This window comes from Roseateles sp. GW835-FHT13E02 (assembly GCF_058794035.1).
Map to the genome: position 1 here is coordinate 108,390 of NZ_JBXAGJ010000006.1, position 23,002 is coordinate 131,391.

The 23,002-nt window shown below is 66.9% G+C and carries 22 protein-coding genes; 8 read left to right on the top strand and 14 right to left on the bottom strand.

The features are described 5' to 3' along the window. Positions 1-154: 154 nt before the first annotated feature. The 12 genes from ybgF to AC1Q6P_RS07900 all read right to left on the bottom strand — a co-directional run bounded on the left by ybgF (position 155) and on the right by AC1Q6P_RS07900 (position 10,906). A complete protein-coding gene (gene ybgF / locus AC1Q6P_RS07845; protein WP_492663181.1) occupies positions 155-937 on the bottom strand; it encodes a tol-pal system protein YbgF in 783 nt (260 codons plus the stop codon). Between the two features lies 1 nt (position 938). Further along, positions 939-1,475: a peptidoglycan-associated lipoprotein Pal gene (pal, locus tag AC1Q6P_RS07850; protein WP_102769922.1), complete on the bottom strand. Its 537-nt coding sequence runs from the start codon at positions 1,473-1,475 to the stop codon at positions 939-941. A 136-nt stretch (positions 1,476-1,611) separates the two neighbouring features. Beyond that, on the bottom strand, positions 1,612-2,901 hold the full coding sequence (gene tolB / locus AC1Q6P_RS07855; RefSeq protein ID WP_492663180.1) for a Tol-Pal system beta propeller repeat protein TolB: 1,290 nt from the start codon (positions 2,899-2,901) through the stop codon (positions 1,612-1,614). Between the two features lie 132 nt (positions 2,902-3,033). Further along, a complete protein-coding gene (gene rng / locus AC1Q6P_RS07860) occupies positions 3,034-4,518 on the bottom strand; it encodes a ribonuclease G (protein ID WP_102769920.1) in 1,485 nt (494 codons plus the stop codon). A 139-nt stretch (positions 4,519-4,657) separates the two neighbouring features. Beyond that, the gene (locus tag AC1Q6P_RS07865) at positions 4,658-5,269 is read right to left on the bottom strand and encodes a Maf family protein (protein ID WP_492663179.1); all 612 of its coding nucleotides are present in this window, start codon (positions 5,267-5,269) and stop codon (positions 4,658-4,660) included. Continuing rightward, positions 5,266-5,733, bottom strand: coding sequence for a 23S rRNA (pseudouridine(1915)-N(3))-methyltransferase RlmH (gene rlmH / locus AC1Q6P_RS07870; protein ID WP_102769918.1), 468 nt, complete (start codon positions 5,731-5,733; stop codon positions 5,266-5,268). The genes AC1Q6P_RS07865 and rlmH overlap by 4 nt, the downstream gene beginning before the upstream one ends. Positions 5,734-5,763: 30 nt before the next feature. Next, the gene (rsfS, locus tag AC1Q6P_RS07875; RefSeq protein ID WP_492663178.1) at positions 5,764-6,585 is read right to left on the bottom strand and encodes a ribosome silencing factor; all 822 of its coding nucleotides are present in this window, start codon (positions 6,583-6,585) and stop codon (positions 5,764-5,766) included. 7 nt (positions 6,586-6,592) lie between these two features. Next, entirely contained in the window at positions 6,593-7,225 is a 633-nt protein-coding gene (gene nadD, locus AC1Q6P_RS07880) for a nicotinate-nucleotide adenylyltransferase (protein WP_492663177.1), read from the bottom strand. Continuing rightward, on the bottom strand, positions 7,216-8,181 hold the full coding sequence (gene hemF, locus AC1Q6P_RS07885; protein WP_492663176.1) for an oxygen-dependent coproporphyrinogen oxidase: 966 nt from the start codon (positions 8,179-8,181) through the stop codon (positions 7,216-7,218). The genes nadD and hemF overlap by 10 nt, the downstream gene beginning before the upstream one ends. Further along, entirely contained in the window at positions 8,178-8,825 is a 648-nt protein-coding gene (locus tag AC1Q6P_RS07890) for a 1-acyl-sn-glycerol-3-phosphate acyltransferase (RefSeq protein WP_492663175.1), read from the bottom strand. The genes hemF and AC1Q6P_RS07890 overlap by 4 nt, the downstream gene beginning before the upstream one ends. Beyond that, the gene (purD, locus tag AC1Q6P_RS07895) at positions 8,822-10,102 is read right to left on the bottom strand and encodes a phosphoribosylamine--glycine ligase (protein WP_492663174.1); all 1,281 of its coding nucleotides are present in this window, start codon (positions 10,100-10,102) and stop codon (positions 8,822-8,824) included. The genes AC1Q6P_RS07890 and purD overlap by 4 nt, the downstream gene beginning before the upstream one ends. Before the next feature lie 78 nt (positions 10,103-10,180). Next, positions 10,181-10,906, bottom strand: coding sequence for a YebC/PmpR family DNA-binding transcriptional regulator (locus AC1Q6P_RS07900; RefSeq protein ID WP_102770402.1), 726 nt, complete (start codon positions 10,904-10,906; stop codon positions 10,181-10,183). Between the two features lie 88 nt (positions 10,907-10,994). Here AC1Q6P_RS07900 and AC1Q6P_RS07905 point away from each other — a divergent pair, with 88 nt between their 5' ends. The 4 genes from AC1Q6P_RS07905 (at position 10,995) to AC1Q6P_RS07920 (ending at position 16,593) form a co-directional block, all read left to right on the top strand. Next, the gene (locus AC1Q6P_RS07905; protein WP_492663173.1) at positions 10,995-12,533 is read left to right on the top strand and encodes a helicase HerA-like domain-containing protein; all 1,539 of its coding nucleotides are present in this window, start codon (positions 10,995-10,997) and stop codon (positions 12,531-12,533) included. 152 nt (positions 12,534-12,685) lie between these two features. Continuing rightward, entirely contained in the window at positions 12,686-13,831 is a 1,146-nt protein-coding gene (locus tag AC1Q6P_RS07910) for a sensor histidine kinase (protein ID WP_492663172.1), read from the top strand. Further along, the gene (locus AC1Q6P_RS07915) at positions 13,828-14,682 is read left to right on the top strand and encodes a LytR/AlgR family response regulator transcription factor (RefSeq protein WP_492663171.1); all 855 of its coding nucleotides are present in this window, start codon (positions 13,828-13,830) and stop codon (positions 14,680-14,682) included. Before AC1Q6P_RS07910 ends, AC1Q6P_RS07915 begins: the two co-directional genes overlap by 4 nt. A gap of 96 nt (positions 14,683-14,778) precedes the next feature. Next, complete coding sequence (locus AC1Q6P_RS07920; RefSeq protein ID WP_492663170.1) at positions 14,779-16,593, top strand: glutamine--tRNA ligase/YqeY domain fusion protein; 1,815 nt, start codon at positions 14,779-14,781, stop codon at positions 16,591-16,593. 339 nt (positions 16,594-16,932) lie between these two features. Here the strand turns inward: AC1Q6P_RS07920 and xdhC are convergent, their stop codons facing one another. Both xdhC and uraH read right to left on the bottom strand, forming a co-directional pair. Continuing rightward, entirely contained in the window at positions 16,933-17,766 is an 834-nt protein-coding gene (xdhC, locus tag AC1Q6P_RS07925) for a xanthine dehydrogenase accessory protein XdhC (RefSeq protein ID WP_492663169.1), read from the bottom strand. 21 nt (positions 17,767-17,787) lie between these two features. After that, positions 17,788-18,144 (bottom strand): hydroxyisourate hydrolase, encoded by a 357-nt coding sequence (uraH, locus tag AC1Q6P_RS07930; RefSeq protein WP_492663168.1) that lies wholly within the window; start codon positions 18,142-18,144, stop codon positions 17,788-17,790. 61 nt (positions 18,145-18,205) lie between these two features. Between uraH and AC1Q6P_RS07935 the strand changes: the two genes are divergently transcribed. From AC1Q6P_RS07935 to AC1Q6P_RS07950, 4 genes are read left to right on the top strand one after another with little or no spacing between them, the layout of a single operon-like run. Continuing rightward, entirely contained in the window at positions 18,206-18,919 is a 714-nt protein-coding gene (locus AC1Q6P_RS07935) for a GntR family transcriptional regulator (RefSeq protein WP_492663167.1), read from the top strand. Between the two features lie 26 nt (positions 18,920-18,945). Beyond that, positions 18,946-19,887, top strand: coding sequence for an allantoinase PuuE (puuE, locus tag AC1Q6P_RS07940; RefSeq protein ID WP_492663166.1), 942 nt, complete (start codon positions 18,946-18,948; stop codon positions 19,885-19,887). Between the two features lie 3 nt (positions 19,888-19,890). Further along, the gene (uraD, locus tag AC1Q6P_RS07945; protein WP_492663165.1) at positions 19,891-21,678 is read left to right on the top strand and encodes a 2-oxo-4-hydroxy-4-carboxy-5-ureidoimidazoline decarboxylase; all 1,788 of its coding nucleotides are present in this window, start codon (positions 19,891-19,893) and stop codon (positions 21,676-21,678) included. An 8-nt stretch (positions 21,679-21,686) separates the two neighbouring features. After that, entirely contained in the window at positions 21,687-22,952 is a 1,266-nt protein-coding gene (locus tag AC1Q6P_RS07950) for a M20/M25/M40 family metallo-hydrolase (RefSeq protein ID WP_492663164.1), read from the top strand. Positions 22,953-23,002 lie beyond the last annotated feature (50 nt).

Genomic DNA, 23,002 nt, shown 5'->3' on the forward strand with positions numbered 1-23,002 from the left:
AGGTCAGACGCGCGGGCGCCCCTGTGAAGAGTGAAAGGCAAGCTTTGGATTTTAGGTCGGCAAAAGAAAAGAGGCCCTGCAAGCAGGGCCTCTGGGCATCGTCACCTCGGCACGCATCCAGCCAAGGCTGAGAAGCGACTGCCCGCGCGAACGGTCAGGACTTGAGCGCGGCCAGACGTTCCTTGCCAGCTTGCGCAGCTTCGGTGCCCGGGTAGGCCTTGAGCAGGTCTTCCAGGCTGCGGCGTGCGCCCTTCACATCCTTGAGCTCGATCTGGCAGTTGGCCAGGGCCAGCAGTGCCTCACCGGCGCGCGGATGTTCCGGGTTGCCCGAGATGAAGGCCTTGAAGCTGGCGATGGCGTCCTTGTAGTCACGCTTGCCGTACTGGGCATTGCCCAGCCAGAAGCGCACCGAATCACTGTAGCCGCTGGCCGGGTAACGGCGCGCAAAATTGTTCAGCGCGCTGGTGGCCTCGGCGAAATCACCGCGACGCACCAAACCCATGGCGGCCTCGTACTGCCGGCGCTCCTCAGGCTCGACCTGAAACTCGCGCCCATCAAGCGCCACCTTCTGGGGCTCCATCGGCTTCAGACGCGAATCAAAAGCCTGCAGCTGGTCGTTGAGCTTGCGCTGGGTCTCGGACAGATCACGTGCCAGTTGCTCGTTCTGACCACGCAACTTTGCGATCTCAGAGCGCAGGCCGTCGATCTGGCTGTTCAGATCAAGCATGCTGCGGCGCAACGGGCCCAGTTGCTCCTGCACCAGCGCGCTCAGCTGCTCGGCGCGCTGACGCTGGGCGTCCTCGCTTTGCTGCAGCTTGGCGCGCAGGTCGAGGATGGCCTTGCGGGCGTCCTCGTCTTCAAACAAGCCAGCCCGTGCCGGCTGGCTCAAGGCCAGACCCAGCAACAGGCAAAACGGCAGCAGCCGCGGCAGCTTCATCTCACTTGTCCTTCAGCTCGACGCGACGGTTCTTGGACCAAGCGGCTTCGTCGCTGCCTTGAGCGGCAGGGCGCTCCTTGCCGAAGCTCACGGCCTCGACCTGGTTGGCAGCCACGCCCAGCAGGCTCAGGGACTTGGCCACGGCTTCGGCACGCTTCTGGCCCAGGGCCAGGTTGTACTCACGGCCGCCGCGCTCGTCGGTGTGGCCTTCCAGGCTCAGAGCAATCTTGCGGTCGTTGTTCAGACGCTTGGCGTGGGCATCGACCAGACCGCGGTACTCGTCCTTGACGACATAGCTGTCCAGGTCGAAATACACCACGCGCTGGTTGGCCACAGCGGCCGTCAGCTGAGCACCCAGGTCCACGGTCTGGACCTTGGACTCGGCCATGGGCTTGGCATTGGCAGCCGGGTTGGTCGTCGCGGCTTGCGTGACCGGACGGGTTTCCACCGGTGCCGGCTCGTCCAGCTTCACTGCAGTGCTGCAGCCTGCCAGAGCGGCAGCGGCCACGAGGGACAGAGCAAAACGCGTCATCTTCATGAAAAGCACTCCTGTTTCGTTTTCGAGGTTCAAGCTCGGATCAAAGTAAAGCCAGCCACCCGTCTGGACGGCGGATTGACAACCGCGAATTGTCATACAGCTTTGCCATCTTTCGATCTGCAGAACTGCAAAGAAATCAACGACCGAAGGGTCCCCAGGTCGGCTCTCGCACATCGGCAAGCGAAGAAATCAGTTTCGCCTTGATGCGGCCGTCCAGCGTGCTGGTCATCAGCACATCACGGCCGCCCGAACGGGTGGCGTAGACGATCAGGCGGCCGTTGGGCGAGAAGCTCGGGCTTTCGTCATCGCTGCCATCGCTGATCTGCTGTACCACACCCGAGGCGAGGTCCATCACGCAGATGCGGAACTGGCTGCCGTTCAAGCGGGTGACGAAAGCCAGGCTGCGGCCATCCGGGCTGACCGAGGGGCTGATGTTGTAGTTGCCGCTGAAGGTGACCCGCTCGGGCGAGCCGCCGCCCACCGCCACGCGGTAAATCTGCGGGCTGCCGCCCCGGTCGCTGACGAAGTAGATCGAGCGGCCATCGGGTGCAAACACCGGCTCGGTGTCGATGGCCGAGCTCTGCGTCAGGCGGCGCACACCGCTGCCATCACGGTTCATCACGAAGAGCTGGGAGCCGCCTTCGCGCGACAAAGTCATCACCACCGATTCGCCATCGGGCGAAAAGGCCGGTGCACTGTTACTGCCGCGGAAATCGGCCAGCTTGCGGCGGCGGCCGGTCTGCAGATCCTGCACCCAGACCACGGCCTTGCGGGTCTCGAAGGACACGTACGCCAGTTCGCGGCCATTGGGCGACCAGGCCGGCGAGATGATGGGCTCGGGGCTGGCCAGGGCGACCTGGCCGCCCTCACCATCGGCATCGGTGATGCGCAGGCTGTAGCGGCCGCCGGCGCGGGTGACGTAGGCCATGCGGGTGGCGAACACGCCGCGCTCGCCGGTCAGCTTTTGGTAGATGGTGTCGGCGATGCGGTGGGCGGCCAAACGGACATCTTCAGCGGTAACGGCATGGGCTTCGCCGCCGAGGTCGGCGCCCTTGACCACATCCCAGAGCTTGTAGCGCAGATCGAAGCGGCCATCGGCCAGGCGGCTGACCGAACCGGCGGCCAGGGCATCGGCCTGCTTGCCGCGCCACTCGCTCCAATTCGGCGCGCTGCCTTCGAACAGGCCCGGCGCGGCATCGATGATCTTGAACTGGCCGCTGCGCTCCAGGTCGGCGCGGATGATGGCGGCCACCGCCTGGCCGCTGGCCGACTCGTCACGGAAATCGGGCAAGGCGATGGGCAGCTGCGAGCCGCCGACACCGGAGATTTCCACCCGGAACTGGGCCAGGGCAGGCCCGGCCAGCATGGCGGCAGAGGCTGCGGCCGCCTGCTGCAAAAGGACACGACGCGAAAACAGATCGGACATGGAAGCGCTCATGGAGAACAAGTCATGGGCCCAGGGCACAAGCAGAGGGCGATAACGGTGATTTTGCCTGAGGGCGCCGGAGCCGAAGCGCAGCATGGGCGATGTAGCGCCTGACGGCACGGGCAGCACCGCTCAGAGCAGCACGATGTCGTAATGCTCGGTCTGGTTGGTCGGCTCGGCGGTCAGCGAGATCGGCTTGCCGATGAAATCCGACAGGCCGGCCAGATGCTGGCTTTCCTCATCGAGCAGCATCTCCACCACATTGGCAGCGGCCACGACGCGGAACTCCTTGGGCGAGAACTGGCGCGCCTCGCGCAGGATCTCGCGCATGATGTCGTAGCACACCGTGCGCGCGGTCTTGACCTGGCCCCGGCCTTCGCAGGTCGGGCAGGGTTCGCAGAGCATGCGCGAGAGCGACTCACGGGTGCGCTTGCGCGTCATCTCGACCAGGCCCAGCTGGGTGAAGCCGCCCAGGGTGACCTTGGTACGGTCGCGGCTGAGCTGCTTGCGGAACTCGGTCAGCACCGCCGACTTGTGCTCTTCACGCGTCATGTCGATGAAGTCGACGATGATGATGCCGCCCAGATTGCGCAGGCGCAGCTGGCGCGCAATGGCGCCGGCTGCCTCAAGATTCGTCTTGAAAATGGTGTCGTCGAAATTGCGCGCACCGACAAAGCCGCCGGTGTTCACATCGACCGTAGTCATGGCCTCGGTCTGGTCGAAGATCAGATAACCGCCCGACTTCAGATCGACGCGACGGGCCAGCGCGCGGCTCAGCTCGGCATCGATGTTGTTGAGGTCGAAGATGGGGCGCTCACCGCGGTAATGCTCGAGCTTGGCCGTGGCCGCCGGCATAAAGGTCTCGCCGAAAGCATGCAGCACGTCGTACTGCAGCTTGGAATCGATGCGGATGGAGCCGGTGCGCTCGCTGGTCAGGTCGCGCAGCACCCGCTCGACCAGGCTCAAATCCTGGTGCAGCAAGGTGCCCGGTGGGGAATTGAAGGCGCGCTCGCGGATGGCGGCCCAGGCCTTGCGCAAGTAGGCAATATCCGAGGCCAGCTCTTCATCGCTGGCGTCTTCGGCATTGGTGCGCAGGATGAAGCCGCCGCCGCCACCCTCCTCCGGCTTGCCGACCAGGGCTTGCATGCGCGCGCGCAGCTGTTCGCGCGCCTCGTGCGAACCGATCTTCTGCGAGATGCCGATGTGATCGTCCTGCGGCAGGAACACCAGCATGCGCCCGGCGATGCTGATCTGGCTGGACAGGCGGGCGCCCTTGGTGCCGATCGGGTCCTTGATGACCTGCACGGTCAGGGTCTGCCCCTCGAAGACCAGGCGCTCGATCGGCGTGGCCACGCCGGCCTCGCCGTGATGGTTGCGCCCAGCCTGGGTGCCGGTCAGATGAAGATCGGCGACATGCAAAAAGGCCGCGCGCTCCAGACCAATGTCGATGAAGGCCGATTGCATGCCCGGCAAGACCCGGGCGACCTTGCCCGAGTAGACGTTGCCCACCAGGCCCCGCTCCAGCGTGCGCTCGACATGGAGCTCTTGCACCGAACCGTTTTCCACCACGGCCACGCGCGTCTCTTGCGGCGACCAGTTGATCAGGATGTCTTCCATGGCGTCTCGTCTCAATCCTCAAATGCTGTCGCAAATGCAGTTGCAAGTGCTGTTGCATGAGGGCCGTGAAACGTTCGGGCCTTCATGCGACAAGACTCGTCTTGTGGTCGTCGGCGCCGCGGCTCGCGGGGAGCGAACTTCAGAAGCGCCAGCCCCAGGCGCTCAGCAATTGCGCGGTCTCAAACAGGGGCAGACCCATGATGCCTGAATAGCTGCCCTCGATGCGCGAAATCCAGGCCGCCGCCTGGCTTTGTATCGCATACGCGCCCGCCTTGCCGAAGGGCTCGCCGCTGTCCACATAGCGGCGCAGGGCCTCCTCGCCGACCGGCGCGAACTCGACTTCGGAGACATTGAGCGCCGCCTCCCGCCGCCCGGCCTGCCCCACCGCCACGGCCGTGATCACGCGGTGGCGCCGCCCGGCCAGCAGGCGCAAGGTGCGCAGCGCGTCCTCCGCATCGGCTGGCTTACCGAGGATCTGCTGGTCCACCGCCACCGTGGTGTCGGAGCACAGCACCGGTGCTTCGGGCAGGCCGCGTGCAACGCGGCGCGAGAGCGCAGCGTCGAGCTTGGCCTGGGTCACCCGCGCCACATAGGATTCGGGCACCTCACCGGGCCAGACAGCCTCCAGGGCCTCGGCGTCTTCCTCGGGACCTGGCAGCAAGAGCTCATGGCGAACGCCGAGTTGCTCCAGCAGCTGACGGCGGCGCGGGCTTTGCGAGGCCAGATAGATGAAAGGGCTGGGGCTGCTCATTCGCGGTGGTAGGGGTGGCCGGTCATCACGGTCCAGGCACGGTACAGGCCCTCGGCCAGCAGGACGCGGGCAAAGGCATGGGGCAAGGTCAGGTCGGACAGGCGCAGGGTTTCATCGGCCGTGGCCTTGAGATCCGGATGCAGGCCATCCGGGCCGCCGATGAAGAGGGCCGCATCGCGGCCCTCGCCCATCCAGAGCTGCATGCGCTCGGCCAGCTGCTTGCTGGTGCGGCGCTCGCCACGCTCGTCGAGGATGATGCGGCGCACGCCCTTGGGGCAGGCCGCCTCCAGGCGCTGCGCCTCGGCCGCCATCAGCTGCTCGGCCGTTTTGCTGCCCCGGGTTTCGGCCTTGACGACCTTGAGCTCCAGGCGCATCTCGGGCGGAAAGCGCTTGGCAAAGTCCTCATACGCGGTATCCGCCCAGGCCGGCTGACGCTGGCCCACGGCGATCAAGAACAAACGCATCGTTCAGTCGGACTCAGGTCGCAGTCTCGATCACGCGCTCTTCTTGCTTGCGGCCTTCTTGGCCACCGGCTTGGCTGCCGGCTTGGCGGCAACCTTTTTGGCGGCGGCTTTCACCGCAGGCTTGGCGGCCGACTTGGTGGTGGTCTTGCTGGCCGCCGTCTTGGCCGGCGCCTTCTTCACACCCACGGTCTTGGTCGCGACCTTCTTGGCCGCAGGCTTCTTGGCAGCCGGCTTGGTGGCACCCACCTTGATGGTCTTGGCAGCCGGGGTCTTGGCATCGACTTCGCGGCTGCTGGCGCTCTTCTTGGCCGGGGCCTTCTTTGCGGCAACCTTCTTGGCTGCAGGCTTGGCTTCAGCAGCAGCGGCTGCTGCCGCCTTCTTGCTCACGCCCGGCTTACCCGGCAGCGAGGGCTTGACGGCCGCCTTCTTCTTGGCCGCAGTCTTCTTGACCGGTGCCGCGTCATCCTCGTCTTCTTCTTCCGAGGCCTTGACCAGCTTGGTCTTGCCATCGTTCAGCGCCAGCTTGACCGGCTTGCCGCCCCAGATTTCTTCCAGGTGGTAGTAGTCGCGGATGGCCGGCTGCATCACGTGGACCACGGCCGCGCCGCAGTCGACGATGATCCATTCGCCGTTCTCTTCGCCTTCGCAGCGCAGCACATCCATGCCGCGCTCTTTGACTGTCACGCGCACGCTGGAAGCCAGGGCCTTGGTCTGCCGGTTGCTGGTGCCGGACGCGATGATCACGCGTTCGAACAGCGGCGACAGGTGCTCTGTGTTGAAGACCACGATGTTCTGGGCCTTCACATCTTCCAAACCATCGACGATGGCGCGTTGCAGCTTACGAATGTCCATTCAGTACCTACTCACTGTAAAGACGGTGCTGGGCAATATACCCCGCGACCGCGTCGCCCACCAAGGGGCGGATGTCCTCGCCACGCGAGGCCAGCTCGCGCACTTGGGTTGATGAAACCTGCATCGCTGGCAAGGCCAGTTTCAGCAAGGAATGGGGCTCCTTCTGCACTTCGGCAGAACCCCGAACTTCTTGACCCGCCCGTGCCGCCACCGCCAGCGTCACCCGCTGCAGCAGCTCGCGCCACTCGCGCCAGCTGTGCAGGCGCTCGTACTGGTCTTGGCCGATGACGAGGAACAAGTCCTCGTCCGGATGTGCGGCCTGACGGGCCCGCACGGTGTCGATGGTGTAGCTGGCGCCGTCGCGCTCCAGCTCGCTGTCGTCGATGGCTAAGCGCGGCTCACCCGCCAGCATCAGCGCCACCATGGCACGCCGATGCTCGGGTGAAGCCAGGCCGCGCCCGGTCTTCTGCCAGGGCCGACCGGCCGGCAGCCACAGCAAGCGATCGAGCTCCAGTTGCTCCAGCGCACAACGCGCCAGGGCCAGATGGGCCCGATGCACCGGGTCGAAGGAGCCCCCGAACAAGCCGACCCGTGCCCGGCGCATGCCGGGTGGAGCCGACAGGGCGGGGTCTAGAGCCATAGATGGGTGGCCGGCTCACGGACCCAGTCGCGCGGGCGCAGGAAATCGCTGTACAGCCGGGCTTCCTGCGTACCCGCTTCCGGCGCCCACTGATAACGCCATTTGACGATGGGCGGCATGGACATCAGGATGGACTCGGTGCGCCCGCCCGACTGCAGGCCGAACAAGGTGCCACGGTCGAAGACCAGATTGAATTCGACGTAACGTCCGCGCCGGTAGGCCTGGAAATCACGCTCGCGCTCGCCGTAGGCATAGCCCTGGCGGCGTTCGACGATGGGCAGGTAGGCCGGCAGGAAGGCATCGCCCACCGAGCGCATCAAGGCGAACGCTGCCTCGAAGCCGCCCTCGCCATGGTCATCAAAAAAGATGCCGCCGATGCCGCGCGGCTCGTTGCGGTGCTTGAGGAAGAAGTACTCGTCGCACCACTGCTTGAAATGCGGGTAGAGCTGCTCGCCATGCGGCTGCAGGGCTGCCTCGCAAGTGCGATGGAAATGCTGGGCATCGCGCTCGAAGCCGTAATACGGCGTCAGGTCCATGCCGCCGCCAAACCAGACCACCGGCTCCTGGCCCTCGGGGAAGGCCGCAAACATGCGCACATTCATGTGCACCGTCGGCACAAAGGGGTTGTGCGGGTGCATGACCAGGGACACGCCCATGGCCTCGAAGGGCGCGCCGGCCAGCTCGGGCCGATGCTGGGTGGCCGAGGGAGGCAAGACCCGGCCCCGCACATGCGAGAAATTGCAGCCGCCGCGCTCGAAGACCGCGCCGCCCTCGATCAGGCGCGACAGGCCGTCGCCCTCCAGGCGGCTGCCCGGCTCGCGCGTCCAGCCGTCGCTGACGAAGGGGTTGCCATCCACCGCCTGCAAGGCCGTGATGATGCGATCCTGAAGATCGAGCAGGTAGTCCCGAACCCGCTGGGTGTCGAGGGTGGCGGCAAGGCTGGTGGGAGTGCTCATGTCTTGGTGTTCATCCGGATCGGACTGGCCAGGTGGTGGCGCTTGCCGCGATAAGGGGCGAAATGCTCGGCCATCAAGGCCAGATCAGCCTCGACATCACCGCTCAGGCGCACGAAGCGATTGAGCGCAATGGTACGGGTGGCGAAATCAAACGTGGCCAGGCCCACCGGCGCACCGGCTTGCAGCGCCACCTGGTAGGCACCCGAGCGCCAGCCCTGGGCCAGCGAGCGCGTGCCCTCCGGCGCCGCGGCCAGCCAGAACATCTGGCCCGCGCGCGCCGCCGCCTGCATCTGCGCGGCCGTGTCGCCCACCAAGCCATGACGGTTGCTGCGATCCACGGCCACCCCGCCCAAGCTACGAACCCAGCGGCCGAACAAAGGCACCTTGAACAAGCTGTCCTTGGCCCAGAAACGCAGTCGCACGCCCAGCGCCGCCTTGCCCAGCAGGCCGAGGATGAAATCCCAGTTGGAGGTGTGGGGGTAGACCAGGATCACGCCTTGCTGACCCGGCAGCCCCGGGAAATCAAGCTTCCACCCCGCCAGCGCCAGCAAGCCACGCGCCAGTCGGCTGCCCTGCGGCTGCACCGGCATGGGGCCGCTGATCCACTGCGGCAGGGGGGGCCGCTGGGCCGCGTCTGCGCTCAACGCTTCACCGCACGATGGCCGATGTCCTGGCGGTACTGCTTGCCATCGAACTGGATCTTGACCAGGGCCTCGTAGGCCGCCTGCTGCGCCGTGCGCACCGACTCACCCAGGGCCGTGACGCAGAGCACGCGGCCGCCCGAGGTCAGCAACTTGCCCTCGACCTCGGCGGTGCCGGCATGGAAGACCATGACGTTTTCGGCGTCCGCCGGCAGGCCGCTGATGGCATCGCCCTTGCGTGGAGTGAGCGGATAGCCGTGGGCAGCCACCACCACGCCCAGCGCCACGCGGCGGTCCCATTGCAGCACGACCTGGTCCAGCGTGCCATCGGTGGCGTGCAGCAGCACCTCGAGCAGATCGCTCTTCAGCCGCATCATGATGGGCTGGGTTTCCGGGTCGCCCATGCGGGTGTTGAACTCGACCGTGCGCGGCTGGCCGTGCTCGTCGATCATCAGGCCGGCGTAGAGAAAGCCGGTGAACGGAATGCCGTCGCGCGCCATGCCCTGGATGGTGGGCATGATGATTTCGTGCATGGCCTTGGCGTGGACATTGGGCGTCACGACCGGGGCGGGCGAGTAAGCGCCCATGCCGCCGGTGTTCGGGCCTTCGTCGCCGTCCAGCAGGCGCTTGTGGTCCTGGCTGGTGGCCAGGGAGACGACGTTCTTGCCGTCGCAGAGCACGATGAAGCTGGCTTCCTCGCCCTGCAAGAATTGCTCAATGACGACGCGCGCGCCGCCCTCGTTGTGCACCACGCCCAGCTTGTTGTCCGCCAGGATCCAGTCGATGGCCTCATGCGCCTGCGCCAGCGTCATGGCCACGACCACGCCCTTGCCGGCAGCCAGGCCGTCGGCCTTGATGACGATGGGCGCGCCTTGGGCGTCCACATAAGCATGAGCCGCCGCGGCATCACTGAAGGTCTCGTAGGCCGCGGTGGGAATGCCGTGGCGCTTCATGAAGTCCTTGGCGAAAGCCTTGGACGATTCCAGCTGCGCGGCCGCCTTGGTCGGGCCAAAGATGCGCAGGCCACGGGCACGGAACTCGTCCACCACGCCGGCGGCCAGGAAGGCCTCGGGGCCGACCACGGTCAGGGCAATCTTCTGCTCCTCGGCGAAGTCGGCCAGCGCCTTCACGTCGGTGATGGGCACATTCTTCAGCCGCGCATCGCGGGCCGTGCCGCCGTTGCCGGGCGCCACAAAGACCTGGCTCACGCGTTCCGCCTGCGCCAGCTTCCATGCCAGCGCATGTTCGCGCCCGCCATTGCCCAGTACCAAGACCTTCATTCGATGACTTCCATTCGCTGCTTGAGCGTTGTGTTTGCTAGCTGACGGCGCATGCCGGAGCGGATCGCGCGGGCCGGCTCAGGCCTCGATCGCGGCGTTGTGATAGACGGCCTGGACATCATCCAGATCTTCGATCACATCGAGCAGCTTTTGCATGCGAGCCGCATCATCGCCGGTGAGGGTGATGGTGTTCTCGGCACGCATGGTCACTTCGGCCATCTCGGGCACCAGGCCGGCGGCTTCCAGCGCATTCTTCACCGCTTCGAACTCGGTCGGCGGGGTCAGCACTTCGATGGCGCCGTCTTCATCGGTCACCACATCGTCGGCACCGGCCTCCAGCGCCACTTCCATGATCTTGTCTTCCGAGCTGCCCGGGGCAAAGATCAGCTGGCCGCAGTGTTTGAACTGGAAGGACACGGAGCCGTCCGTACCCATATTGCCGCCGTACTTGCTGAAAGCGTGGCGCACCTCGGCCACCGTGCGGACCTTGTTGTCCGTCATGGTGTCGATCATCACGGCGGCGCCGCCGATGCCATAGCCTTCGTAGCGGATTTCCTCGTAGCTGATGCCGTCGAGGTTGCCGCTGGCCTTGTCAATGTTGTACTTGATGCGGTCGGCCGGCATATTGGCGGCCTTGGCTTTTTCCACCGCCAGACGCAGGCGGGGGTTGTCCTTGACGTCCGGGCCGCCCTGGCGCGCGGCGACCGTGATTTCACGAATGATGCGGGTCCAGATCTTGCCGCGCTTCTCGTCCTGGCGGCCTTTGCGATGCTGAATATTGGCCCATTTGGAATGACCAGCCATATGGCTCTGCTCCTGCTGGATGCGCCGGGCGCGCACCCTCATTTGAGTTGGATAGACTGCGATTTTAGCTTTGCCACCCGGACACCCCATGCCTGACCCGATTCTGCTGGCCCGCCGCGACGCGATCGAGTGCTTTTTGCTGCCCGCCCTGGCCAACCGCCACGGCCTGATCACGGGCGCCACCGGCACCGGCAAGACCATCAGCTTGCAGACCCTGGCCGAGAACTTCAGCCGCATCGGCGTGCCTGTCTTCATGGCCGATGTGAAGGGCGACCTGACCGGCATCTCGCAGGCGGGCAGCCTCTCGCCCAAGCTGCAGGCGGTGCTGAAAGAGCGCGGCCTGGAAGCTCCCTCCCCCCTCGCCTGCCCGACCACGCTGTGGGATGTGTTCGGCAAGCAAGGCCACCCAGTGCGCGCCACCGTGTCAGACATGGGCCCGCTCTTGCTCTCGCGCATGCTGGACCTGAACGAGACCCAGCAAGGCGTGCTGCAGATGGTGTTCAAGATCGCCGACGACGCCGGCCTGCTGCTGCTCGACCTCAAGGACTTGCGCGCCATGCTCCAGCATGTGGGCGAGAACGCGGCGCAGTACACCACCGAGTACGGCAATGTCTCGGCCGCCAGCGTCGGCGCCATCCAGCGCGGCCTCTTGCAGATCGAGGCCCAGGGTGGCGACCAGTTCTTCGGCGAGCCCATGCTCAATATCGCCGACCTGATCCAGCAGGACCGCGGCCTGGGCGTCATCAACATCCTGGCCGCCGACCAGCTGATGACCGCCCCGCGCCTCTACGCCAGCTTTCTGCTCTGGATGCTGTCCGAGCTGTTCGAAAGCCTGCCCGAGGTGGGCGACCTGGACAAACCCAAGCTGGTGTTCTTCTTTGACGAGGCCCACCTGCTGTTCAAGGACGCGCCGGCCGCCCTGGTCGAGCGCATCGAGCTGGTGGTGCGCCTGGTGCGCTCCAAGGGCGTGGGCGTCTATTTCGTGACCCAGAACCCTCTGGACATCCCCGACGCCGTGCTGGGCCAGCTCGGCAACCGGGTGCAGCATGCCCTGCGCGCCTTCACCCCGCGCGACCAGAAGGCCGTCAAGGCCGCGGCCGAAACCATGCGGGCCAATGCCGGCCTGGATGTGGCGTCAGCCATCACCGAGCTGGGCGTGGGCGAGGCCCTGGTCAGCCTGCTGGACGAGAAAGGCCGGCCCAGCGTGACCGAGCGCGTCTTCATCCTGCCCCCGGGCAGCCAGATCGGCCCGATCACGCCCGAGCAGCGCCAGGCCTTGCTAAAGAGCTCGCTGGTGGCCGGCGTCTACGAGCAGGCGGTGGACCGTGAATCGGCCTACGAAAAGCTGCGCGGCCGGGCACCCGCGGCGGGTGCGTCCGCGCCGGCTCCAGCGGGCGGCGGCGTGGCCAGCGACAGTGCGGACGAGGGCGGCCTGCTCTGCGGCCTCAAGGACGTGCTCTTCGGCAGCACCGGCCCGCGCGGCGGCCGACGCGAAGGCCTGGCCGAGACGGCGGCCAAGTCGGCCCTGCGCAGCATCGGCTCCTCGGTCGGACGCGAGATCGTGCGCGGCGTGCTGGGCAGTCTGCTGGGTGGCAGCGGCGGCAGAAGCAGCAGCCGGCGCCGTTGAAAACCTCGGGCCGGTGCGCGCCTGGCGCCCGTCGGCTTCATTTCGCGCCGTCCAGGCGCGGGCGGTCGCGTCGTGCTGGCCGACGCATGGGCCTGCCGCCACACTTCAGCCGCTACACCTTGGCCGTCTTCCCCTAGCCCGCACTCCCCGCCATGCCCTCTCCCGCCTCCATGAACTGGCCCCAGATCCTCCTGCGCCAGGCCTTGATCATCGCCGGCATCACGCTCTTCATGGGTCTGCTGCTGACCGTGCAAACCCCGGACCCCTTTGGCCGCAACTGGGATCGCACCCAGAGGCAGTGGTTGTACTGTTTCCTGATCACCGTGGGTTGCTCCCTGATGATCCAGTTGCTGGCCAGAGCCAGCACGGCACTGATCAATCTGCGACGCACGCGGAGAGGTCAGGACACCTTGCCTTGGCCGGGTTGGCCGCTGTCACTTGTCTGCCTGGTGCTGGGCACTTTGCTCGGCTACTCGCTGGCCGTGGAGCTGGGCAACAGCTTGACGGGAGAGAAAGTGCTGGGGCCGTTGCGCTCCGATTTACGGTCCACCCTGGGCATGCTGGGCATGTCCCTGCTTCCAGGTCTGGCGCTGACGATCTATTTCGTCGGTCGGGGTCAGGTCGAAGCTGCCCGCAACCAGGCCCTGAACGCCGAGCGCCTGGCCGCCGAGAACCAGCTGCGCCTGCTCGAGTCGCAGCTGGAGCCTCACATGCTGTTCAACACCCTGGCCAATCTGAGGGTGCTGATCGGCATGGATGCGGCCCGGGCGCAAAGCATGCTGGACCACCTGATCGCCTTCCTGCGCGCCACGCTGAATGCCTCGCGCAGCGGCAGCCACCCGCTGCGCGAGGAGTTCGCCCGCCTGCGTGACTATCTGGCCTTGATGCAGGTGCGCATGGGCAGCCGCTTGCAGCCGCAACTGGATCTGCCGCCCGAACTGGCCGAGCTTGCGGTGCCGCCTCTGCTGCTGCAGCCCCTGGTGGAGAACGCCATCAAGCATGGGCTGGAGCCGGCCATTGCCGGCGGCCTGTTGCGCATCAGCGCGCGTCAGGAGAACGGACAGCTGATCCTGGAGGTGCTGGACCACGGGGTCGGCCTGTCGGTCGCCAATCCTGCCACCGAGGCCGAGAGCACCCGCTTCGGGCTGCACCAGGTGCGCGCTCGACTGGCCACGCAGTTCGGCCCTGCCGCGGGTCTGAGCCTGCTCAAGCTGGACGCCCCGGCGCATGGCACCCTGGCTCACATCCATCTGCCTTTGACCTCTCTGACAAGACCTGACCCTGACACTGCGCCATGAACCTGCCCGCTTGTACCGCCCTGATTGCCGAAGACGAGATCCTGCTGGCCGAGAGCCTGCGCCAGGAGCTGAGCCGGCTCTGGCCGGCATTGGACATCGTGGCCATGGCCGGCCATGGCCAGGAGGCCGTCGACCAGGCCTTGCGCCTGCGGCCCGACATCTGCTTTCTGGACATCCGCATGCCGGGCCTGAGCGGCCTGGAGGCCGCCGCAGCGCTGGCCGAGGACTGGCCCGGCGAGGGCGCGCCCTTCCCGCTGCTGGTCTTCGTCACGGCCTATGACCAGTACGCCTTACAGGCCTTCGAGCACGCGGCCGTGGACTATGTGCTCAAGCCTGTGCAGGCGGAACGACTGGCTCAGACCTGCGAGCGTTTGCGCAAGGCCTTGCTGGCCCGGCAGGCTGAGCAGCCGGCGCCAGCCTTGTTGCAGAGCGCAGTGGATCAGCTGCGCCAGCTGCTGGGCACGAGCGCCTTGTCGGCCAGCGGACCGGCGCACGGCGTCGGTGCCAGCCCCAGCGGCCGGCCCGAGCCGCTGCGCCTGCTGCAAGTCAGCGTCGGCTCGACCATCCAGATGGTGCCGGTGGACGAGGTGCTGTACTTCGAAGCGGCCGACAAATACGTGCGGGTGCTGACACGGCAGAAAGAACATCTGGTACGCATCTCCCTGCGCGAGCTGCTGCCGCAGCTGGACGGCCAGCGCTTCTGGCAGGTGCACCGCAGCGTGGTCGTGCGCGCCGACGCCATCGACCGCGCGGTGCGCGACGAGAGCGGCCGCCTCACTCTGCATCTGCATGGCAGCCCCGACACGCTGACCGTCAGCCGCCTGTACGCGCCCCTTTTCAAGGGCATGTGAGCCCGGGCCGATAAAATCGCCGCCAAGTCGATTTCGAACAAGGCATTTCGCCTTCACCGCATTCCAATCCCGCCCTGCACGGCCGGCTGAAACCCCATGTCCCACACCCACGACGCTGCCAAAGACGAAGCCAAGAACGAGGCCGCCAAGCCCGGCAACAATTTCCTGCGCACCATCATCGAGCGCGACCTGGCCCAGCAAGAAGGCCAGCCCCAGCGTCACTTTGCCGGCACCCCGGGCGATGCGGCCCACCATGCGGCCGGCCCGCTGGATCCAGCCAAGATCCGCACCCGTTTCCCGCCCGAGCCGAACGGCTATCTGCACATCGGCCATGCCAAGAGCATCTGCCTGAACTTCGGCCTGGCGCGCGATTACGGCGGCATCTGCCACCTTCGCTTCGACGACACCAACCCCGAGAAGGAAGAGCAGGAATATGTGGACGCCATCAAGGAGATGGTGTCCTGGCTGGGCTGGGACTGGAACCAGGGCGGCACCTCGCACCTGTTCTACGCCAGCAACTACTTCGACTTCATGTACCGCGCCGCTGAGCACCTGATCAGCGCCGGCCTGGCCTATGTGGACGAACAGACGCCGGAAGAGATGCGCGCCAACCGCGGTGACTTCGGCACCCCGGGCGTCAACAGCCCCTTCCGCGACCTGGGCGTGGAGCACCACCTGAACCGCTTCCGCGAGATGCGCGACGGCAAGCACCCGGACGGCGCCATGGTGCTGCGGGCCAAGATCGACATGGCCAGCCCCAATATCAATTTGCGTGACCCGGCGCTCTACCGCATCCGCCGCGCCACCCACCACAACACGGGCGACCAGTGGTGCATCTACCCGATGTACACCTTCGCCCACCCGATCGAAGACGCGCTCGAGCGCATCAGCCACTCGATCTGCACCCTGGAGTTCGAAGACCAGCGCCCCTTCTACGACTGGCTGCTCGGCCACCTCGCCGACGGCGGCCTGCTCGAGCGCCCGCTGCCGCACCAGTACGAGTTCGGCCGTCTGAACCTCAGCTATGTGGTCACCTCCAAGCGCAAGCTGCGCCAGCTGGTTGACGAAGGCCATGTGGCCGGCTGGGACGACCCGCGCATGCCCACCCTGGTCGGCATGCGCCGCCGCGGCTACACGCCGGAGAGCGTGCGCGCCATGGTGGAAGCCACCGGCGTTACCAAGAGCAATGCTTGGCTGGACTACAGCGTGCTGGACGGCTGCCTGCGCGCCGATCTGGAGGGCAAGGCCGCGCGCGCCATGGCCGTGCTCGACCCGGTGCAGCTCAAACTGACCAATTACGCGGACATCTTCGGCAGCCTGGAACACCGCGAGCCCTGCAGCGCCCCCGCCCACCCGCACCTGCCCGAGCTGGGCCAACGCAGCTTCAGCCTCGGCCCGGCCCTGTGGATCGAGCGCGAAGACTTCATGGAAGTTCCGAGCAAGGGCTACCACCGCCTGTACCCCGGCAACAAGGCGCGCCTCAAGGCCGGCTACATCATCGAATGCACCGGCTGCGAGAAGAACGAAGCCGGTGAGATCACCGCCGTGCTGGCCACCATCGTGCCTGACACCAAGAGCGGCACGCCGGGCGCTGACGCCGTCAAGGTCAAGGGCGTGATCACCTGGGTGGGTGCGCACGAAGCCATCGCCGCCGAGTTGCGCCTCTACGACCGCCTCTTCACCGAAGCCCAACCCGACGCCGGCGGCCGCGACTTCCTGGAAGTCATCAACCCGAGCAGCCTTAAGGTCGTGACCGGCTACCTGGAGCCCTCGCTCGCGGGCGCTGCCGCCGATGTGAAGGTTCAGTTCGAACGCCACGGCTACTTCGTCGCCGATCGCGTCGACCACCGCAGCGACAAACCTGTCTTCAACAAGATCACCGGCTTGCGGGACAACTGGGGCGCGAAGTAAACAGGGCTTGAAGCGGCGGCTTGCGGCACAGCGCAAGCCTTGGGCTTGTTGTTGATCGGGCCGACTGGGCATTCTGCTCCGTTCATGCCCCCCGCCCCCCCAGCCTGCGGCTGGGGGGTCCTCATTCAGTTTACTTCGCAGAGCACCCAGCCAACCCGATCCAGTAAAGCCTGGCTCCTTCGACGAAAGCGCCGTGCGGTCGCACTGACAAGGGGGGGCGAGTGCTGAAGCGAAGTAAGGGGAGAGAACCTTACGCCGCACAGACCGAAGAACATAGGCGGAAGCTCTCGCCCGACGCTCCTTGGTACAAGCACAACGTTCGAGGGCTGCTCCGTTCAGTCAACGGCCAATCCGCTGCAGCAATTGCGCCACCACCGAGATGGCAATCACCTCCGGCTGCTTGCCGGCGATGCCAGGCAAGCCGATCGGGCAATTCACCTGACCCAGCTCCGCTTCGCTGAAGCCACGCGCCAGCAGGCGCTGGCGGAAGCTCGCCCATTTGCTGGCACTGCCGATCAGGCCGATGAAGGGCAGATCACCGCGCTCGCGCTGGCGCGCCAGGCAGGCGGCGACGATGTCCAGATCCTCGGCATGGCTGAAGCTCATGATCAGCACCTGCGAGCCCGGGGCAAGACCTGGCACCGCCGCCTGCACCGGCTGGGAATGCTCGGCCAGATGGACTTGCGCCGCCAGCTCGGGCGGGAAGACCTCGTCGCGGCTGTCCAGCCATTGCAGCTCAAAGGGCAGATCGATCAAGAGCTTGACGATGGCCCGGCCGACATGGCCGCCGCCGAACAAGGCCACCGGCTGGCGCGCCTCGGGCGCCAGCAACCGGGCGCGCAGGCTGGCGATGTCCGCCGGCCCCAGGCGCTCGAAGCGCAGCTGCATCACGCCGCCGCAGCATTGGCCCAGACTGGGGCCCAGGGCATAGCGGCGCAAAACGCCGCCCGGTTCCGGTCCATTCGCAGCCAGCAAAGCCCGGGCTTCTGCGCTGGCGTCAAACTCCAGCCGGCCACCGCCAATGCTGCCGATCTGCCCGCCGGCACTGAGCGCCATCCAGGCGCCCAGCTCGCGCGGCCCGCTGCCCTGCACACCGGCCACGCGCACCAGCACCGCGGGCTCCCGCGTCAACAGCAATTCCAGCGCGGCGATCTCGCGGCTCAATGCACTCATGTCGATGGAATCCCGAGCCGCTCAGCTGCCACGATAGGTGGAATAGCTCCAGGGGCTGAGCAAGAGCGGCACGTGGTAGTGCGAGCCTGCATCGGCAATGCCGAAATCCAGCGGCACTTCATCCAGAAAGGCCGGCTCCGGCAAGGCCACGGCGCGCGACTTGAAGTAAGCCGCCGCCGCAAACACCAAGCGGTAGCGGCCGGGCTGAAAGGCCTCGCCTTCCAGCAGCGGCGCCGGGGCGCGGCCATCGGCATTCAGCGTCAGGCTGTGCAGCAGCTGCGGGTTGCCGCTGGCGTCCAGTCGGTAAAGGCGCACGGCCATGCCGGAAGCCGGGCTGCCGTGCATGGTGTCCAGCACATGGGTGGTGAGCTTGCCCATCGAAATCTCCAAAGGCCAGGGTGGCCGCAACAATGGCAAAGTGTATACACTTCAGCACACAATGCGAGCCAAAGCCCCGCCCCCTGCCCTTTCAAGCCCAGCCGCCGATGTGGAACCGGCTTCGAGCACCGAGCGCATCACGGCCGCCATCACCGCGGCCATCGTCGAGCGCCGCCTGATGCCGGGCACCAAGCTGGCCGAACAGAAGCTGGCCGACATTTTTTCCGTCTCGCGCACCCTGGTGCGGCAGGCCCTGAACCAGCTCAGCCGCGACCGCCTGGTGACGCTGACGCCGGCGCGCGGCGCCTTTGTGGCCGAGCCCAGCGTCGAGGAAGCGCGCCAGGTCTTCGAGGTGCGGCGCATGCTGGAATCCAGCCTGCTGGCTCAGCTGGTGGAGCGGATCACGCCAGTCCAACTGGCCGAGCTGCGCCAGCACCTCAAGGCCGAAGCCCAGGCCATCGCCCGCACCGATGTGCCCGGCCGCACCCGCCTTCTGGCTGACTTTCACCGCCTGCTGGCGCGCATGCAGGGCAATGAGGTGCTGGCCCAGCTGCTGGGTGACTTGCTCTCGCGCAGCTCCCTGATCTCGCTGATGTACCAGAGCGACCACTCGGCCGCCGAGTCGCATGCCGAGCATGTGGCCCTGGTCAACGCGCTGGAGGCGCGCGACAAGCGCGCGGTGCAAAAGCTGCTGCGCGATCACCTGGGCCATGTCGAAACCAGCCTGCGCCTGCAGCCGCGCGTGGCCGACCTGGCCCAGGCCCTGAAATCCTGAGCCCCTCTCATCTGGAGCACATCGACATGAGCTACCCCCGCGACCTGATCGGCTACGGCGCCCAGCCGCCGCAGGCCCAGTGGCCCGGCCAGGCCCGCATCGCCCTGCAGTTCGTGCTGAACTACGAAGAAGGCGGCGAGAACTCGGTGCTGCACGGCGATGCCGGCAGCGAGCAGTTTTTGTCCGAGATGTTCAGCCCGCCGGCCTTTCCGGCGCGGCACCTCAGCATGGAAGGCATTTACGAGTACGGCTCGCGCGTCGGCGTCTGGCGATTGCTGCGCGAGTTCGAGCGGCGCGGCCTGCCGCTGACCGTGTTCGGCGTGTCCATGGCCCTGGAGCGCCACCCCGAGCTCTGCAGTGCCTTGCAAAGCCTGGGCCATGAGGTGGCCTGCCACGGTTGGCGCTGGATCAGCTACCAAAACGTGGACGAGGCCACCGAGCGCGAGCACCTGCAGCGCGGCATGGACATCCTCACTCGCTTGCTCGGCGAGCGCCCGCTGGGCTGGTACACCGGCCGCGACAGCCCGAACACCCGCCGCCTGGTGGCCGACTACGGCGGCTTCGAGTACGACAGCGACTACTACGGCGACGACCTGCCCCTCTGGCTGAACGTGCGCAAGAGTGACGGCAGCCTGGCGCCGCAGCTGGTGCTGCCCTACACGCTCGACTGCAATGACATGCGCTTCGCCCTGCCCCAGGGTTTCAGCCATGGCGACGAGTTCTTCGAGTACCTGCGCGACAGCTTCGATGTGCTCTACGCCGAAGGCGCAGAGACGCCTCGCATGATGAGCGTGGGCATGCACTGCCGCCTGCTCGGCCGGCCAGGCCGCCTGCGGGCGCTGCAGCGCTTTTTGGACCATGTGCAGCAGCACGATCGCGTCTGGATCTGCCGCCGCATCGACATCGCCCGCCACTGGCGCGCCACCCACCCCTTCGACGCCAACACCGCTTTTGTCTGGGAACGCTGAGCCATGAGCCTGAACCTGAACACCCTGAACGCGGCCAGCGTCGAGGGCTTCGTCGCCCTGCTGGACGGCGTCTACGAACACTCGCCCTGGATCGCCAGCCGCGCCGCAGCCGCACGGCCCTTGAAGAGTCTGACGGCGCTGAAGCAAGCCCTGGCCCAGGTCGTGCGCGAGGCCAGCGAGGCCGAGCAGCTGGGCCTGATCCGCGCCCACCCCGAGCTGGCCGGCAAGGCCATGCTGGCGCGCAGCCTGACGGCCGAATCCACCGGCGAGCAAAGCCGCGCGGGCCTGAGCGACTGTAGCCCCGAAGAGTTCGCGCGCATCCAGCAGCTCAATGCCGACTACAACGCACGCTTCGGCTGGCCCTTCATCCTGGCCGTGCGCGGTCCGCGCGGCCTGGGCCTGAGCCGGGCCGAGATCATCGCCACGTTTGCGCGCCGCCTGGCCCAGCCGGCCGATGTGGAACGGGCCGAGTGCCTGCGCCAGATCCACCGCATCGCCGAGATCCGCTTGAATGACAAGTTCGGGGTCGAACCCACGCTGGGCAACCGCATCTGGGACTGGGCGCAGGCGCTGGCCCAGCATTCCGAGCCGGGCTTTCGCGAGGCGGGCCAGCTGACCGTCACCTACCTGACGCAGGCCCACCGGGCCGTGGCCGCCCAGTTGCAGAGTTGGATGATTGAGTGCGGCTTCGACGAAGTGAACATCGACGCCGTTGGCAATGTCGTCGGCGTCCATCACGGCATGAAGGCGGACGCACCACGCCTGCTGACCGGCAGCCACTACGACACGGTGCGCAATGCCGGAGCGCACGACGGCCGCCTCGGCGTGCTGCTGCCCATGGCCTGTGTGCGCGAGCTCCATGCCGCCGGGCGACGCCTGCCCTTTGCCATTGAGGTGGTGGCCTTTTCCGAGGAGGAAGGCCAGCGCTACCCGGCCACCTTCCTGGGCTCCAGCGCCCTGACCGGCCAGTTCGACCCGGATTGGCTGGAGCTGCAAGACCGCGAAGGCATCTCCATGCGCGCCGCCATGCAGGCCGCCGGCCTGCCCGGCACGATGGAGGCCATCACGGCGCTGGCGCGCGACCCGAACCGCTACCTCGGCTTTGTCGAGGTGCACATCGAACAAGGCCCGGTGCTGCACGGGCAAGACCTGGCCCTGGGCGTGGTCACGTCCATCAACGGCAGCCGGCGCTACCTCGGTGAGGTGATCGGTCAGGCGGCACATGCCGGCACCACGCCCATGGGCCAGCGGCGCGATGCGGCCGCCGCCGTGGCCGAGCTGCTGCTCTTTGTCGAGCAGCGGGCGGCTGCGGGCGCAGGCACCGTGGGGACTGTGGGTCAGCTGCACGTGCCGGCCGGCTCCATCAATGTGATCCCCGGCCGCTGCCAGTTCAGCCTGGACCTGCGTGCACCCAGCGACGCCGCCCGCGACGCGCTGGACACGGACGTGCGCGAGGCGCTGATCCGCATCTGCGAGCGGCGCGGCCTGAGCTGGACGCTGCAGCCCACCCTGGCCGCCAACGCCGCACCCAGCGACCCGAGCTGGCAAGCCCGCTGGGAACGCGCCGTGGCCGCCACCGGCTGCCAGATCTTCCACCTGCCCTCGGGCGCCGGCCATGACGCGATGAAGCTGCACGAGCGCATGCCCCAGGCCATGCTTTTTGTACGCGGCCAGAACGAGGGCATCAGCCACAACCCGCTGGAGTCGACCAACAACGACGACATCGAACTGGCCGCCCAGGCTTTCACTCATCTGCTGGATCAACTGGCCGCGGAGGGCCACACGCCATGACAAACGCCATGACACAGACCGCCCTGAACTACGCCAAGCTCGACGCTTGGGTCAACGCCCATTTCGACGAGGAAGTGCGCTATCTGCAAGCCCTGGTGCAGGTACCCACCGACACACCGCCGGGCAATAACGCGCCCCATGCCGAGCGCACCGCCGAGCTGCTGGCGGCCATGGGCTTGACCGCGGAGAAGCATGCCGTGCCCGCCGAACTGGTGCAGGCCCAGGGCATGGAGAGCATCACCAACCTGATCGTACGCCGGCGCTATGCGGAAGGCGGCCCGGTGGTGGCGCTCAATGCCCACGGCGATGTGGTGCCGCCCGGCGAGGGCTGGAGCCATGGGCCCTACAGCGGGGAGGTGGTGGACGGCCGCCTGTATGGCCGCGCCGCCGCAGTGAGCAAGAGCGATTTCGCCAGCTACACCTTCGCCCTGCGCGCACTGGAGGCCCTGCAGGCCGAGGGCGCCGTGGCCCTGCGCGGCGGCCTGGAGCTGCACTTCACCTACGACGAAGAATTCGGCGGCGAGCTGGGCCCGGGCTGGCTGCTCAAGCAAGGCCTCAGCAAGCCCAACCTGCTGCTGGCCGCCGGCTTCAGCTACCAGGTGGTGACGGCCCACAACGGCTGCCTGCAGCTGGAGGTGACGGTGCACGGCCGTGCCTCGCACGCGGCCTACCCCAGCACCGGCATCGACGCGCTGCAAGGCGCGGTGGCCATTCTGCAAGTGCTCTACGCACAGAACGATCTGTACCAGAAGATCAGCTCCGAGGTGCCCGGCATCAACCATCCCTACCTCAACGTCGGCCGCATCGAGGGCGGCAGCAACACCAATGTCGTGCCCGGCCGCGTGGTGTTCAAGCTGGACCGACGCATGATTCCCGAAGAAGACCCGGTGGCCGTGGAAGCGAACCTGCGTGAGCTGATCCGCGGCGCCGCGGCCCGCTGCGGCGGCCATGCCGCCGGGGTGACGGTGGACATCAAGCGCCTGCTGCTGGCCCGCTCGCTCAAGCCCCAGGCCGGCAACAAGCCCCTGGTCGAGGCCCTGCAGAAACATGGCGAAGCCGTGTTCGGCGAGTCCATCCCCACCTCGGGCACGCCGCTCTACACCGATGTGCGGCTCTACGGCGAACACGGCATCCCTGCCGCCATCTATGGCGCCGGGCCGCGCACGGTGCTGGAGAGCAATGCCAAGCGGGCCGACGAGCACCTGCAGCTGGACGACCTGCGCCGCGCCACCCAAGTGATCGCGCGCAGCCTGCTGGACCTGCTGAGCGCCTGAGCACCGGAGCACTGTGGCCGGCCTGGGCCGGCACAAACGCAGCCCGGTTC

Bases quoted from the DNA above. Each gene is read 5' to 3' on its own strand.
- ybgF (WP_492663181.1), bottom strand. From the start codon at position 937: ATGAAGCTGCCGCGGCTGCTGCCGTTTTGCCTGTTGCTGGGTCTGGCC.
- pal (WP_102769922.1), bottom strand. From the start codon at position 1,475: ATGAAGATGACGCGTTTTGCTCTGTCCCTCGTGGCCGCTGCCGCTCTG.
- tolB (WP_492663180.1), bottom strand. From the start codon at position 2,901: ATGTCCGATCTGTTTTCGCGTCGTGTCCTTTTGCAGCAGGCGGCCGCA.
- rng (WP_102769920.1), bottom strand. From the start codon at position 4,518: ATGGAAGACATCCTGATCAACTGGTCGCCGCAAGAGACGCGCGTGGCC.
- AC1Q6P_RS07865 (WP_492663179.1), bottom strand. From the start codon at position 5,269: ATGAGCAGCCCCAGCCCTTTCATCTATCTGGCCTCGCAAAGCCCGCGC.
- rlmH (WP_102769918.1), bottom strand. From the start codon at position 5,733: ATGCGTTTGTTCTTGATCGCCGTGGGCCAGCGTCAGCCGGCCTGGGCG.
- rsfS (WP_492663178.1), bottom strand. From the start codon at position 6,585: ATGGACATTCGTAAGCTGCAACGCGCCATCGTCGATGGTTTGGAAGAT.
- nadD (WP_492663177.1), bottom strand. From the start codon at position 7,225: ATGGCTCTAGACCCCGCCCTGTCGGCTCCACCCGGCATGCGCCGGGCA.
- hemF (WP_492663176.1), bottom strand. From the start codon at position 8,181: ATGAGCACTCCCACCAGCCTTGCCGCCACCCTCGACACCCAGCGGGTT.
- purD (WP_492663174.1), bottom strand. From the start codon at position 10,102: ATGAAGGTCTTGGTACTGGGCAATGGCGGGCGCGAACATGCGCTGGCA.
- AC1Q6P_RS07900 (WP_102770402.1), bottom strand. From the start codon at position 10,906: ATGGCTGGTCATTCCAAATGGGCCAATATTCAGCATCGCAAAGGCCGC.
- AC1Q6P_RS07905 (WP_492663173.1), top strand. From the start codon at position 10,995: ATGCCTGACCCGATTCTGCTGGCCCGCCGCGACGCGATCGAGTGCTTT.
- AC1Q6P_RS07910 (WP_492663172.1), top strand. From the start codon at position 12,686: ATGCCCTCTCCCGCCTCCATGAACTGGCCCCAGATCCTCCTGCGCCAG.
- AC1Q6P_RS07915 (WP_492663171.1), top strand. From the start codon at position 13,828: ATGAACCTGCCCGCTTGTACCGCCCTGATTGCCGAAGACGAGATCCTG.
- AC1Q6P_RS07920 (WP_492663170.1), top strand. From the start codon at position 14,779: ATGTCCCACACCCACGACGCTGCCAAAGACGAAGCCAAGAACGAGGCC.
- xdhC (WP_492663169.1), bottom strand. From the start codon at position 17,766: ATGAGTGCATTGAGCCGCGAGATCGCCGCGCTGGAATTGCTGTTGACG.
- uraH (WP_492663168.1), bottom strand. From the start codon at position 18,144: ATGGGCAAGCTCACCACCCATGTGCTGGACACCATGCACGGCAGCCCG.
- AC1Q6P_RS07935 (WP_492663167.1), top strand. From the start codon at position 18,206: ATGCGAGCCAAAGCCCCGCCCCCTGCCCTTTCAAGCCCAGCCGCCGAT.
- puuE (WP_492663166.1), top strand. From the start codon at position 18,946: ATGAGCTACCCCCGCGACCTGATCGGCTACGGCGCCCAGCCGCCGCAG.
- uraD (WP_492663165.1), top strand. From the start codon at position 19,891: ATGAGCCTGAACCTGAACACCCTGAACGCGGCCAGCGTCGAGGGCTTC.
- AC1Q6P_RS07950 (WP_492663164.1), top strand. From the start codon at position 21,687: ATGACACAGACCGCCCTGAACTACGCCAAGCTCGACGCTTGGGTCAAC.